The sequence below is a fragment of the Oceanobacillus iheyensis HTE831 genome (genome assembly GCF_000011245.1).
GTDB classification, from domain to species: domain Bacteria; phylum Bacillota; class Bacilli; order Bacillales; family Amphibacillaceae; genus Oceanobacillus; species Oceanobacillus iheyensis.
This window is the reverse complement of sequence record NC_004193.1, coordinates 637,525-649,966: the sequence shown is the minus strand read 5'-3', so window position 1 is coordinate 649,966 and position 12,442 is coordinate 637,525. Positions and strand designations below refer to the sequence as shown.

At 35.1% G+C, this 12,442-nt stretch carries 11 protein-coding genes; 3 read left to right on the top strand and 8 right to left on the bottom strand.

Features of this window, described 5'->3' with window-relative positions:
• Positions 1–10: 10 nt before the first annotated feature.
• The gene (locus OB_RS03325) at positions 11–1,540 is read right to left on the bottom strand and encodes a bifunctional ADP-dependent NAD(P)H-hydrate dehydratase/NAD(P)H-hydrate epimerase (RefSeq protein WP_011065025.1); all 1,530 of its coding nucleotides are present in this window, start codon (positions 1,538–1,540) and stop codon (positions 11–13) included.
• 60 nt (positions 1,541–1,600) lie between these two features.
• Positions 1,601–1,960 carry a holo-ACP synthase gene (acpS, locus tag OB_RS03320; protein ID WP_011065024.1) on the bottom strand — a complete coding sequence of 120 codons (360 nt, stop codon included), beginning with the start codon at positions 1,958–1,960 and terminating at the stop codon, positions 1,601–1,603.
• Between the two features lie 144 nt (positions 1,961–2,104).
• On the opposite strand from acpS, the gene OB_RS03315 reads away from it, so the two are divergent.
• Together OB_RS03315 and OB_RS03310 are read left to right on the top strand one after the other, a co-directional pair.
• Positions 2,105–2,881: a rhomboid family intramembrane serine protease gene (locus tag OB_RS03315; RefSeq protein ID WP_011065023.1), complete on the top strand. Its 777-nt coding sequence runs from the start codon at positions 2,105–2,107 to the stop codon at positions 2,879–2,881.
• A gap of 343 nt (positions 2,882–3,224) precedes the next feature.
• Positions 3,225–3,980 carry a prepilin peptidase gene (locus tag OB_RS03310; protein ID WP_011065022.1) on the top strand — a complete coding sequence of 252 codons (756 nt, stop codon included), beginning with the start codon at positions 3,225–3,227 and terminating at the stop codon, positions 3,978–3,980.
• 40 nt (positions 3,981–4,020) lie between these two features.
• Here the strand turns inward: OB_RS03310 and OB_RS03305 are convergent, their stop codons facing one another.
• From OB_RS03305 to OB_RS03285, 5 genes are all read right to left on the bottom strand, one after another.
• The gene (locus tag OB_RS03305; protein WP_011065021.1) at positions 4,021–5,094 is read right to left on the bottom strand and encodes a DUF871 domain-containing protein; all 1,074 of its coding nucleotides are present in this window, start codon (positions 5,092–5,094) and stop codon (positions 4,021–4,023) included.
• A 93-nt stretch (positions 5,095–5,187) separates the two neighbouring features.
• Positions 5,188–6,555 (bottom strand): PTS transporter subunit EIIC, encoded by a 1,368-nt coding sequence (locus OB_RS03300; protein WP_011065020.1) that lies wholly within the window; start codon positions 6,553–6,555, stop codon positions 5,188–5,190.
• Positions 6,556–6,566: 11 nt separating this feature from the next.
• A complete protein-coding gene (gene murQ, locus OB_RS03295; protein WP_011065019.1) occupies positions 6,567–7,451 on the bottom strand; it encodes an N-acetylmuramic acid 6-phosphate etherase in 885 nt (294 codons plus the stop codon).
• Between the two features lie 114 nt (positions 7,452–7,565).
• Positions 7,566–8,414 (bottom strand): MurR/RpiR family transcriptional regulator, encoded by an 849-nt coding sequence (locus OB_RS03290; RefSeq protein WP_011065018.1) that lies wholly within the window; start codon positions 8,412–8,414, stop codon positions 7,566–7,568.
• 372 nt (positions 8,415–8,786) lie between these two features.
• The gene (locus OB_RS03285) at positions 8,787–9,533 is read right to left on the bottom strand and encodes a GntR family transcriptional regulator (protein WP_011065017.1); all 747 of its coding nucleotides are present in this window, start codon (positions 9,531–9,533) and stop codon (positions 8,787–8,789) included.
• 624 nt (positions 9,534–10,157) lie between these two features.
• On the opposite strand from OB_RS03285, the gene nagB reads away from it, so the two are divergent.
• On the top strand, positions 10,158–10,910 hold the full coding sequence (nagB, locus tag OB_RS03280; RefSeq protein ID WP_011065015.1) for a glucosamine-6-phosphate deaminase: 753 nt from the start codon (positions 10,158–10,160) through the stop codon (positions 10,908–10,910).
• A gap of 133 nt (positions 10,911–11,043) precedes the next feature.
• Here the strand turns inward: nagB and OB_RS03275 are convergent, their stop codons facing one another.
• The gene (locus OB_RS03275; protein ID WP_081427489.1) at positions 11,044–12,258 is read right to left on the bottom strand and encodes an ISL3 family transposase; all 1,215 of its coding nucleotides are present in this window, start codon (positions 12,256–12,258) and stop codon (positions 11,044–11,046) included.
• Positions 12,259–12,442: the final 184 nt, after the last annotated feature.

The following is a 12,442-nucleotide window of genomic DNA, read 5'->3' as shown; positions in this document are numbered from 1 at the left end:
GGAACTATTCTCACTCACTAGAAGTTAATGTACGCAGGGCATTAGGAATTCCTTCAATTATATCAGTTGCAGTTAAATCATAGACGGAGTGTTTTTCTTTCACCAAATTATCTGCTGAAGCAGAATGTAAATAACAAGCATTGCAGATTGCTTCAAATATCGGTTGATCTTGCATTACCATAGCAAGGATAATTCCTGATAATACGTCTCCGCCACCACCTTTAGCAAGACCAGGATTTCCTCCAGACTCTACAACTTGTCTGCCTGTTGGAGCTGTAATAATAGTAAACTTTCCTTTTAATACTAGATATACTCCATACTTTACTGCAAACTCCTTACTATAGCTGAATGGCTTTTGCAATATTTCCGATATGGATACATCTAGTAAAGATGCAAATTCTCCAGGATGCGGAGTGAGTATTGTAGGTGTTTGACGGGATGGTAATACATGCAATTGTTCTTTTGTATGATAAAGTCCATCAGCATCTATAAGTAGTATACCTTTTACTGCAGTAATTGCATTCTGAATAAGTTGATGAGTTACCTTCTCTCTTCCAATACCCATTCCTATTGCTACTGCATCATATGCAGAATAATCGATCTCCGATGCATCGGATAGATAGCCGTCTTGTTCTTGAATGGGTATATACATGGATTCATTACAACTAGAAGCCATCATAGAAATCACGGCTTTAGAAGTACCCATAGTCGTCAATCCAGCTCCAGATCTTACCGCTGCCTTTGTGGTCATCATGACAGATCCAGGCATTAAATGATTACCTCCTATTACTAGCCCTCTGCCATGCATTCCTTTATGGGAATTCTCCTTTCGTTTAGGAAAAAAAGATTGAAACGCTTCTTGGTCCCACCATTGTTTATCGGTATAACGACGAATAACTTCAGATGGAAAACCTATGGAAGCCATAACCCAATCTCCATAAAAGGAAGCTGTATTTTGTAAAAATAACGACTGTTTTAAGGCTCCTATCACAATCGTTGTATCAGCTTGTACAGCATAAAATTCAGAGTGATGTTCTTCTGCTGTAAGTCCAGATGGGATATCGATAGCAATCACTTGTTTATTCGATTCATTGATGTTTTGTGCAATGGATAATATGGGTTCTTTTAATTTCCCTTTCACACCAATTCCTACCATTGCATCAACAACTACTGCTGAATCTTTTATCATATACTTTACTTCGTCCCCTAACGAGTCTAGATAAATTATCAATCCGTTACATCGAAGAAACAAACGTTTATGATAATCTGCATCTCCTTTAATTTTTTCATCCCCGACAACTTGGACTACTTTTACGTTATAACCTTCTACATGTAGAGTACGAGCTACTACAAATCCATCTCCTCCGTTATTCCCCCCGCCAACAAGTACTAAAATGACATCCTTTTTCGTTATTCTTTTTTTGATTTCCCTACTTACTTCTCTACCTGCATTCTCCATTAGTATCTTTCCGTCTACACCGATACTATCCATCGTTTCCCTATCTATTCCGTACATTTCTTCCGCGGTGACAATATACACTTCGTTCCCTCCTACCGCACTAAAATATATGAGACAAACTATACAATTATGCATTTTCCATTATTCACGTGTTTCTAAAACAACATTTGCAACGGCATATGTTTTACTATGTGAAATAGATAAATGAATGACGTTGTCATTATATCCTTTCACTTTCATATTTGGTGCTCCATAGTCATTATTAATAATTTCTATATCTTTGAAACTTACCTTACCAATACCAGTACCTACAGCTTTAGCAAATGCCTCTTTAGCAGCAAATCGGCCCGCTATATATTCCACTTTTCTATTGGCTGATAAACGTTGAAACTTTCTTTGTTCATTTTCTGTTAAAATACGTTCTATAAAACGCTCATTTCTTTCTATTAGCGCTTCCATTCGATTCAGTTCAATGATATCAATTCCTACTCCACAAATCATCGTGCTCTCTCCTTAATTTAAGAGGTTTAAAATTGTTTAAAAGACCTTATATTGGTCATAATTGATATAATTCCGTATTATAATGATAGTATTTCTTATAAGGTACTACTATTACCTATTATACATGTATCGGGGGATTCCTCATTGTTTATACGTAATGAACGAAGTATTAAAGAGTTTATGAGTCTTTATCCTGTTGTTTCTGTATTAGTCATTATTAATATAACATTATGGGCTATTAATGATTTATTGCAATTACAAATCGGCAGGTTTATTGAAGTCTATGGAATTGGATTCAATGCAGCAATTGAAGCTGGACAATGGTGGCGATTAATCACGCCGATTTTTCTTCACGGCGGATTAATGCACATGCTATTTAACTCATTTTCACTCGTATTGTTTGGACCAGCATTAGAACAAATGCTAGGAAGATTCAAATTTATTCTTGCTTATCTTGGCACTGCAATTACCGCTAATATTGCTATATTCTTCCTACAACCAATGAGTTATGCTCATTTAGGAGCTTCTGGAGCAATTTTCGGGTTATTTGGTATTTATGTATTCATGGTTATGTATCGAAAAGACTTAATCGATCAATCGAGCAGTCAAATGATAGCTGTCATTGTCGGTATTGGATTAGTAATGACATTTATAAGACCTAATATTAGTATCCTTGGTCATCTTTTTGGATTTCTTAGTGGTATTATATATGCGCCATTATTATTAAAGAATGTAGCTAGCTACTCCCCTTGGATGAGACGTAGAACAAAGTTTGCTGCAGATGATGACGCTGTACAGTTTGACCCAAATCGTTGGCGAAGAAAAAAACGAATTCCACCATTTATTCGAAAAAACCTTCTTTGGATCATCATCGGATTTTTAGTTTTATTAGGGATACTTGGAAGAATGGGGATACTATGAAGAAACACGGCCTTGTTACGGCCGTGTTTCTTTACGTCTCAAGTTATTTATCTGTAGATAGTATATCCTCTACATTAATGGTTTTAATTTAATATATAACTTGATAAATAGTAGTAGAAGCAATATGTATGCAATAAAGCCAACACAACTAATGATTCTAACAAAGCTACATCTCTTTCATTCTGAAAGGTCAGAAAATTATTTCAATTATATCCATCTAATGGTATAATAGGTTAAACTCCTAGTATTCCCTTAGAAAGAAACGTACATATTCCGTTCTTTACTTACTTGTACTTCTTCCCCCCTCATATTTTAGATAATAAAATAGTCAGGAGCCTCGCTTATGTTTAATATTCACCCTCTATTTTTCTTCATCCTCGGAGCTATTTTGGGCTCATTTTTTATGGTCGTGGGTTTACGACTCCCCAAACAGATGCCCTTTGTTAATGCCCGATCATGTTGTGATCATTGTCAATATCAACTTCGTTGGTTCGATAATATTCCTATTGTTTCTTATATTTATCTAAGGGGGAAGTGCAGAAAATGTAAAACAAGAATCCATCCGCTCCATGTTGTAGCAGAAATCATAACTGGGATTTTATTTACGGTAAGCTATTATCACATCGGTTTACAGTGGGAAATAATTATTTCCTTATTACTTACATCTTTATTAGTTATAATTTGCATTTCAGATTTTATATACATGGTGATCCCAAACAAATTGTTACTTTTCTTTCTCCCCATCTTCATTATTTTACGACTTTTACTTCCATTAGATCCATGGTGGTCTATGTTTACAGGTGCTGCAATAGGCTTCGGTATTATATTTCTTATCATATTAATTAGTAGAGGCGGGATGGGGGCTGGTGATATGAAATTACTTGGCCTTGCAGGTATTGTTTTAGGTGTTGAAAAAATTATTCTAGCATTTTTCTTAGCATGCATAATCGGTTCTGTCATCAGCATTGTTTTATTATCTGTCCATTTAATTCAACGTAATAAACCATTTCCATTTGGTCCCTTTATCGCGATTGGTATTCTCATATCCTATTTTTATGGAGATTCATTAATTAATTGGTATCTTCAATATTTTATTTAAATACTAACTCTAAGATAATCATAAAATTGAAGTTATTTCTTCATTCGTCAAAAAGAAAAGTAAACCTCGCTCCAGCGTTCATATACTCTACAATAGATATGTCTTCTTCTACGATTTTACCAATCACATTTACTTTATTGTCTTTAGGTAAATCAACCTTTGTAATTTGTATTTCACCTTGATATCTACCGTAATTACTATTATCAATCGTAATCGAACCCTTATTTCTTGTATCTATTCCTAGAGGTTTTATTACCGTTTTTCCTTTGCTCGCATAACTTCTTGACTCTACAGAGCGGACCACATCCCTTGCAGCGTCCATTCGATTAGTATGGTTGGTATCTAGTAGTTTTATTATTTCTTCATCCTTCGTTAATACATCTATTCTTAATGGGAATACATTTTCATGTATATATTGATGAATTTGTTCTTTTGATATCTCACTGATCCCTGGATCCCCAACATATATATGGTCTACCCACTCGTTATGATCGAATTCAACGAATGATAGAAACGTTGATTTTTTTCTATGCTTTTCAAGTGTTGGCAACCTTTCAAATAATGGCGCTCGTAATGTCTCTTCACCTGGTATAAAGGTCATTACTTCTAAACCAATCGCTTTTAACCATTGGTTTTTTCGATTAAAATCTTCTAAACCTAAACCTGTTTCTGGGCGAGGATAATAATTATGCCACGCTTCCATATTAGATAAATCCCCACCTAGACGGGTAATACGATTTATATTTTCATCTGTGATCGTACTTGCATTAAGTGCAACTTTCATCTGATTAGAAAGATCCGCAATGGTTGAGTCATCAATACCATAATCCACTCGTAAACCAGTAACTCCCCAGCTAATCAGTTCATAAGCATTCTCCCATGTATAGCCAAGATAATCTAATGATTTTGGGGATACATCTGCCACTAGCTCCATATTATTTTTCTTAGCAAGTTCTCCTAATTTTTGAAGACGTTCTACGTAAACATTTGGATTATCTTCTGGAATATGCAAGGAAGTAAATATCCCTTTAAATCCACTTGCATTCATTTGATCTATATATCTTTCCCATTGCTGATGATTCGGATCATTTAAAAATACGGATATCCCTATCATCTGAAGCCCTCCATATCATTTTGCTTTATACTTGATTTATTACTAAGAAGACCCCTAAACAACCGTTAACAGGAGCCTTCTTAAACAGGAATTTTATTTTAGATTATCTGCCATCGATTCTTTAAATCCGAAGAAATATGTTACTAAAAATCCTGCCGTGTATGTGATTAACAACCCAATAAAGTAGAATAAAAATTTATTATCAACAATTAACGGTATCAAAGGTAAGCCAGAAACACCTATACTAGATGAAGCCGTCTTCATCGTTGCTTGGAATGCTCCCCCCACTGCAGCTCCGATACAAGCAGTAATAAATGGACGTCCCAAAGGTAAGGTAACCCCATAAATAAGCGGTTCTCCTATTCCGAGGAAGCCAGTTGGCAGACCACCTTTGATAACATTTTTCAAACGTTGATTTTTTGTTTTAACATAAATTGCAATTGCAGCACCTACTTGGCTCGCACCTGCCATTGCTAGTATAGGTAATAGTGCAGTCGCATCATATGCATTAATTAATTCCATATGAATAGGAGTTAATCCATGATGCAAACCAAACATGACCAATGGTAAGAAGAAACCGGCTAATACTGCACCAGCAAATGCTCCTCCAACATCTAACACCCAATTTATTCCCACTGTAATTCCTTCAGTAAGGATACCGGCGATTGGTTGTACTACTACTAACGTCAACATTCCAACTGTAAGGATAGTGAGTGTTGGTGTGAAAATTATATCCACCACACTTGGGATCATCTTTCGGAATTGCTTCTCAAAGAAAACCATCAGCCACGCAGCAAACATGGCACCAATTAATCCTCCATACCCAGGAGTGAGATTGTTTCCAAACAATGAAATATCAGCTAACGCTGGATTCATTGTGATAATACCTGCAATAGCCCCTAATACTGGAGTTCCACCAAATTCTTTAGCTGTATTCCAACCTACCACAATGGCTAAATAACCAAAAATGCTTCCGCCTAATACAGTTAACAGTTGCATCCATGTTAATGTTGGATCAACACCAGTATTCTTCAAGAATCCTGCTGCACCATTAATAATCCCGGAACCTACAATACCTGGGATTAAAGGAATGAAAATACTTCCAATTTTACGTAGAAGATTTTTCATTGGAGTATTATTTTTTTGCTTTATACCTTCTTTTGTTTCTTTAGCAACATCTTCACCAAATGATTCAGAACTATCACCAATTTTAATCCCAGTGATGTCTGTTATGTAAGCAGCTACTTTGTTTACAGTACCTGGCCCAACTACTATTTGTAACACGTCATCTTCAATGACACCCATTACCCCTTCAATTTCTCTCAGAGCAGACTTATCCACTTTCTCATCCTCTTTTATATCTATACGCACTCTAGTCATGCAATGTGTGAAAGAACGAATATTATCTTTTCCACCGATATGTTCTAATATCTCTCTTGCAATCCTCTCTTCCTTCTTCATTGTCTCTCCCCCTATTTCGTTTTACGTATAAATCCTTCTGCCCGATCTAGATGTTGTATCGCTTCGTCTACATTACAATTTAATAAAATCATTACAATGGCTGTCTTGACGGAGTTATTTGCTTTTTGTAAGTAGTTTTCTGCAGTAGTATAATCCACTTGTGTGGCTTCCATTATAATTCGCTTGGAACGATCTACTAGCTTCTTGTTCGTTGGTTTGAGATCTACCATTAGATTTTCATATACTTTTCCTACACCAATCATAGAAGCTGTAGATATCATATTTAGGATCAATTTTTGTGCCGTTCCTGCTTTTAGTCTTGTGGATCCTGTTATGACTTCAGGTCCTGTTTCCGCCTCGATGGCAATTTCAGCTATTTTACCTATCTCTGAATTTTTGTTATTACTAATGGCAACAGTAGACGCTCCTATTTCATTTGCATAAGATAGCGCTCCTTTTACATATGGGGTTCTACCACTCGCAGCGATTCCAATTACAGTATCGTGCTCTGTTAACTTAATATCTAGTAGATCTTGTTTTGCCATTGCTTCAGAATCTTCCGCTCCCTCTTTCGCTTTTGTAATCGCTTCCAATCCTCCGGAAATCAATCCTTTCACCATTTCTGATGAAACCCCAAACGTTGGCGGGCATTCAGATGCATCTAACACTCCCAATCTACCACTAGTTCCAGCTCCAATATAAATTAATCTACCATTACTTTTAAACGAATGAATTGTTCGGTGAACTGCTTCCTCAATAAAAGAAATTTCTTTTTGAACCGTTTGCGGTACTGTAAAATCTTCTCGATTCATCATTTCTAGAATCTCTTTTATAGATTTTGTATCGATATCCATCGTCTTGGGATTACGTTGTTCAGTCGGTAATTTATCTAACAAATCTCCACTCCCTTTCCTAATATTCTTAATTTTATTTTACAATAGCGAAACTATTAGTCAATAATATTTTAGTAAATTATGAAATTTAATTTCATTAACTGTTGTCTTTCTCTCCTAACGCCTTAATCGTTCAACTTCTTTTCTAGCATCTTGATATTTCGATAAAACTTGATCTCCTTTAGAGTGAAAAATACTCAAATAAAGTGCGTCGATTACTGTAAGTTGTGTCATTCGTGAAGGAATACTCCCAATCCTAAAATCATGCTCGACGGTTGGTGTACATAAATGAATATCTGCTACTTTATATAAAGGGGATTTATCTAGATTCGTAATTGCAATGACAGTAACTCCACTACGCTTCGCTACTTCAGCAAGATCAACTACATCCTTAGTTTTTCCAGACATACTTATTGCAATAAGAACGTCTGTTTTTTTCAAGTAAGGAATTGTGGAAAGCATCAAATGAAAATCCTGCGGAGCAGTACATGCGTATCCTAATCTGGTAAATTTATAATATCCATCATATGCTGCTGTAGAAGAACCACCAACACCAAAAAATAATATCTGATTCGCCTGTTGCAATAGATTAACCGCTTTATCTAGTGCCTTTCGATCAATTGACGAGAGCATAGATTCAATCGCCATTTTATTAACATGAACCACTTGTTGAAAAAAATCAAAAGGCTCTCCCTTTGTTTCTAAAATCGAAAAATCAGTTAATTGTCTATCGGCTTGGGAAAGTTCTCGAACTAGTTCTAGCTTTAATGTTTTAAAACTTTCGATTCCGACAGATTTACAAAATCGTACAACGGTAGCTTCACTACTGCCAGTTTTTTTAGACATATCCTTTGTGGTCATGTTCGGAACTAGATCAGGATATTGTAAAATAAAATTTCCTATTTTTCTTTCTGCTTCTGATAAATAATTAATTTTTTGCTGAATTCCTTTCAATATAGATCCCATTATAGTACCTCTCAAACTTTTAGTTATTTACTAAGGTTAATTATACCGGTTTTCCTAAACGGAACAATAGTTTAACAAGTAAAAAACAGCATTGTTCTCGTCCATGAATTTTGTTATTACTTTCATTAGGTTCAGGGGAAATTTTTTAAAAATAACTTGATATTTTCTTTATATCTAGTAAAATACAATTAACTGGTATATACAACTATACTAATTTCCTGTTGGTTTATATTACACAAGGATGAGTAAGTACTTTTTTCCAAGCTCAGGTGAATTCAGGGAATTTTTATGTTCCAGTTGTAAAATTTCGTTGTTAGTGTACATCAACTAGAAATACGAGAGCCAATATAAAAAACCAAAGGCTCAACTAAATTAGCCCTTGGTTTGTTCATCTCTATGAAGCGTGAGGTGAAATTTATATTTATCTGCACGATATATCGTTTGAGTAAATTCAATAGGAACTTCTATCGGTTGATCTAGATAACTTACTCTTTCCATAATTAATACCGGATCACCGACATTAATTTGTAAGAAATTAGCTTGTTCTTTAGTTGCAAGAGCACCTTCAATTGTTTGATTTCCAACAATAATGTGCTTTCCTATTTTTTGTTCAACATATTGATAAAAAGAACCTTGTAAATATTTTTCTTCCAGTTCACCAATTAGTTTTTTCGGGGTGTAAATAATTTCAAATGCAAGGGGGTCTTCATCTGCAAAGCGTATTCGTTTAATTTCATAGTAAGAATCCTCTGATTGTAATTGAAGCTTATGCGCAATTTGACTCGGTTGATTATGCAGTTGAATATATAACAATTGATTAGACGGCGTTAAGCCTCGTTGCATCATATCTTCTGTAAAACTCGTTAAACCAGAAAGGTCATGTTCAAATTTAGGTTGAGCAATAAAGGTTCCTTTCCCTTTCACACGATACAGAAGGCCAGCAGCAGCTAAATTATTTATAGCCTGGCGGACTGTCATACGGCTGATATGATATTGTTCTGCAAATTCTCTTTCAGATGGAAGAAGCTCTCCCGGCAGCCACTTTTGATTATCAATTTGATGTTTTATATATTCTTCTAATTGGTAATAAATTGGTATAGGTGAATTTTTATCAATCATTTTAATACTCCTTTAATGGATTCAACTTTAATAAGGTATCTTGAATGAAATCCTAAAGTTGCGCTTTTTGATTTTAATGCAGACGGTCCCTTTTTAGCAGACACGGCTTCAACGAACAAGGATAAGAAAGTCTTTGTTGTCTCTTTACTAGAATTCCCATTAATGCGCTTGTACTTTGAATTATAGATGGCTCTATTCACCAAAATTCTTGCGTTTTACTTGTATTTTGGGTTTGAGACGCGCTCTATTCACCAAAATTCTTGCGTTTTACTTGTATTTTGGGTTTTAGACACGCTCTATTCACCAAAATTCTCGCGTTTTACTTGTATTTTGGGTTTTAGACACGCTCTATTCACCAAAATTCTCGCGTTTTACTTGTATTTTGGGTTTTAGACACGCTCTATTCACCAAAATTGTCGCGTTTTACTCATATTTTGGGTTAGAGACGCACTCTATGTAGCATATCCTAAGCTAATTGAGCAGCACTGTCTTCCATAATTATAGCTTTACAATTATACACTGAAATAATTATTAAAAATAGCTTATCAGAATTAACTTTCAATGTACATTAACATGTATAGACAACTGTATATGTTCAATTTTAAAAAAGAAGGTCGGATGAAAATGAAAATAATTCAAACAGAAAATTATCAGTCAATGAGTAAGCTTGCTAGCCAACATGTAATTAATACCATAAAGCAGTTAAATAAACCAGTTCTTGGGTTAGCGACTGGTTCAACTCCTGAAGGTCTTTACCAACATTTAATTAAAGCTTATCGTATGCATCAAATTTCCTTTGCAAATGTATCTACATTTAATTTAGATGAATATGTTGGTTTACACAAGGAAGATAAAAATAGTTATCATTATTACATGCAAAAATTTCTATTTAATCATGTTGATATTCCATATAAAAATATCCATTTACCTAATGGAATAGCAAAAGATTTATCCGTTGAATGTACATCTTATGAAGATCGCATTCAACAAGCAGGCGGTATTCATATTCAGGTTCTAGGAATCGGACGAAATGGGCATATCGGTTTTAATGAACCTGGTACTTCCTTTGAAAGTCAAACGCATGTCGTGGACTTGGATGAATCTACAAGAAATGCAAATGCACGTTTCTTTGACTCGATCGACGAAGTACCAAATCAGGCAATTACAATGGGAATTCAGTCGATCATGCGAGCAAAGGAAATACTCTTACTTGTTTCTGGGAGTGAAAAAGCAGAGGCGTTAGAAAAACTGGTCAATGGTAATGTAAGTGAAGAGTTTCCGGCATCTATTCTTCAAACACATCAGAATGTCAAGATTATTGCTGATAAAGCAGCCTTACAAGATATTTCTTATCATCACTTTTCAGAAACTATGTAATGATAGTTATTAATAACCTAAGGAATAAAAGGTCCAACCATAGTTAGACATCACAAATTATGAAATCAAATCATTTAAAAAATCGGTTCTAAGTCAAATGTTGGGGTGAGCAATTAGCTCACTCCTATTTATATTAAACCACTTTCTTTTTATATTGATGATGTAATAGTATTCTTGCTCGAAAGCGATCGAATCGCCTAAATCCAAATGCATTTCGTTTTATAACCTTTGTTTGATTGTTGATTCCTTCGATATAACCATTATGTAAATCAAAGGCAAAACTATTCATAATTTCTTTTTGCCAATTATGAAAGGTTTCTTTTGCTTTTAGGAATTCCGGCAGCCCTGCATTTTGCACAAGTTCATAAAACTGATAGAGATACTTTTTAGTATTTTTTAAAGCAGTAGGGCCGTTGGCCTTGGCTAGTTGAAACCAGACAATATACGCTTCTTTTAACTCATGGGCGCGTTTTAAATCTGGTGACATGTGTAAATAGCGATCTAAATACCATTGTTGCTTTTTCGTTAACTTCGATTGCTTTTTATAAAACACATGTCGCATACGTTTACACTTCTTCCGATCATAATCATGAAACTCTCTCTGTACACGAATTCTCACTCTTTCTAAAGCCCAATATATATATCGTGTAAAATGAAAACGATCGGCGATAACAATGGGGTGCCCTAATGCCTTATCAACAGCTGCTTTAAAGGATGGACTCATGTCCATGACTACAAATTCTACCTTCTCACCATGCATCCTTAGATAATCCACTAATGTATCTTTTTTACGATCTTTTAAAATCTCTAAAGGTTTTCTATTAATCGGATCAGCTATAACCGTTTGATACTTCTCGTTCCCTGCATCCCCTTTATACTCATCAATCGCTATCACTTTAGGCAATGCTTGTGTTTCCTTCATCTTCGATGCAGTAATCTCATCAAATCGACGCATAATGGTAGTTGGCGATGTATGAAAACGTGTCGCCACGTCTCGAAAGCTTTTTCCATGAACAAGCTCTAATGACAATACTTGATTAAACTCAATGGATTGTCTTTTATAACGTTTGACTAAAGGGTTTCTTTCAAAAAATCGCTTTCCGCAGAAAACGCATTTATATCTTCTCTTTCGGTAAAAAATAATCGTTTGCCTTCCGAATATGCTAGGATGACGGACTTTCTGCGTACGATAATCGTGTACCTTGTTTGTCCACTCTCCACACTGTGGACAACGATGAGAGGTTCTCTCCAACTCCCACCTAATGTAATAAATACCTTCTCGTACTTCTGTATCTAATATATTTCCTTCTTCCAACCCAGGTAATGTTATGTTAGAATTCAATTGCACGCATCTCCTTTTTGTTTGGTTTAGTGGTTTAAACAATGATAACAAAAATAGGAGATTGCGTGTTTTTTATTTTTCTTTTACCCCAACAAATATTATAGAGCCAAAAAATCCCACTACATCTATCGAGTAGTGGGATTTTTTACTTACAAAGGAAATGTCGAAGCCTCGTAAAACAGGGACGTAG